Below are 1,514 nucleotides of genomic sequence, written 5' to 3'. Positions count from 1 at the left end.
ATGACGGACCAGTTGGCCAAGGCCATGCAGCCGGCGGTAAAGGACTGGAGCGAGCAACTCCGCGCTCTGGTCGACAATGCCACCAGCCTCGACGAGCTGCAGGAGCAACTGCTGCAACTTGCTCCCGAGCTGAGCCTGGATCAATACGCGGCCGCCATGGCGGTCGGCCTGCAGGCAGCGAACCTGGCTGGACGTACTGACGTCCAGGACGATCTGGCCGCGCGAGGTAGTGCCTGATGGCTACCGCGGCGACGTATGGCAGCCTCTCGTTTCGCGAGCAGATCGCTTTCTTTGAGGCGAAGAACCCCTCGGTCAACTACGCCACGGTGCGCGGTGCCGCCCATGACCAGTCGTTTGTGAGCGCAGGCGCCCATCGTGCGGACCTGGTCGCAGATCTCTACGCAGTGGTGCGTCAGGCGATCCGCGATGGCTTAACCCTGGAGGAGTTCCAGAAGGACTACTACGCCGTCCTGGACAACTACGGCTGGGAGCCGGCCGGCGGTCGCGCCTGGCGTGCCCAGGTGATCTACCGCACCAACCTGCGTACCAGCTACGCAGCCGGCCGCTACGCCCAGCTGCAGGCAGTGAAGGCAACGCGGCCGTACTGGGGCTATCACCACAGTGACGCTGTCGAGCACCCGCGCGAGCTGCACTTGGCATGGGATGGCCTGCACATCCATGCCGACAACCCGTGGTGGAAGACGCACTATCCGCCGTCGGGGTTCGGCTGCGAGTGCTACGTCACGGCCTACAGCCTGGATGAGCTGCAGGCGATGGGGAAGTCGGGACCGGACGAACCACCGCCTGGCCGCCTGCGCAACATCGTTTTCCACGGCGAGGTGGTCCAGGTGCCGGAAGGCATCGATCCGGGCTGGAACTACGCACCCGGTCGAGCCGCCTTCGAGAACCAGGTGCAGCTGACCCTGGAGAAGACCGCGCCGCTGCCGGCCGAACCGGCGGCACGCATGAACAGGCAACTGCTGGACGAGCAGCGTGTCGAGGAGGCGCTGCAGCGCTCCTGGACAAGCTGGCTGGATGAGGTCGTGGCCGAGCCAGTGGTGCGTGGCAGCGCTCGCAACGTGGGCACGCTGAGCCCCGAGACGGTCGCTGGCATGCAACGGGCGGGCGTCACGCCACAGACCGCGTTGATCAGCATGCGCGACGAGCAATTGGTGCCACTGGTCAAGGCCGCGACGACCGAGCCAGAGGTAGACGACGCGCTCGCTGGACTGACGCTGGCCGACCTGCGGCAACTTCCGCAGGCGCTCGCTCAGCCGCAGGCGGTTCTCCTGGATGCATCATCCAACGCTCTGGTCTACGTGTTCGACTCTGGCCGACGCGGAGGCTGGCTCTCAATGATCGTCAACTATCTCCTGCAGGGCAGCTCGCGCAGCAATGCCGTCCAGTCCGGCAGCGTGGTCGGCGTCGAGCAGCTCGGGCAGCAGTTGGCCAATGGACGTTTGGTTTTGGTGGAGGGTGGACTATGAGCGGCGCACGTATCGAGCTGGAGTTCG

General features: G+C 65.7%; 1 protein-coding gene and 1 pseudogene. Both read left to right on the top strand.

The window, feature by feature from the left end; all coding sequences use genetic code 11:
• Positions 1-237, top strand: a pseudogene (locus JHD77_RS33350) (DUF935 domain-containing protein); the annotation flags it as partial.
• Positions 237-1,487 carry a phage head morphogenesis protein gene (locus tag JHD77_RS33345; RefSeq protein WP_003139984.1) on the top strand — a complete coding sequence of 417 codons (1,251 nt, stop codon included), beginning with the start codon at positions 237-239 and terminating at the stop codon, positions 1,485-1,487. The pseudogene JHD77_RS33350 and the gene JHD77_RS33345, both read left to right, overlap by 1 nt.
• The last annotated feature ends 27 nt before the right edge of the window (positions 1,488-1,514 follow it).

It is taken from the genome of Pseudomonas sp. P20 (assembly GCF_016463925.1).
GTDB lineage: Bacteria > Pseudomonadota > Gammaproteobacteria > Pseudomonadales > Pseudomonadaceae > Pseudomonas > Pseudomonas aeruginosa.
The sequence above is the reverse complement of the archived record's forward strand: the minus strand, read 5'-3'. Positions and strand labels throughout refer to the sequence as shown.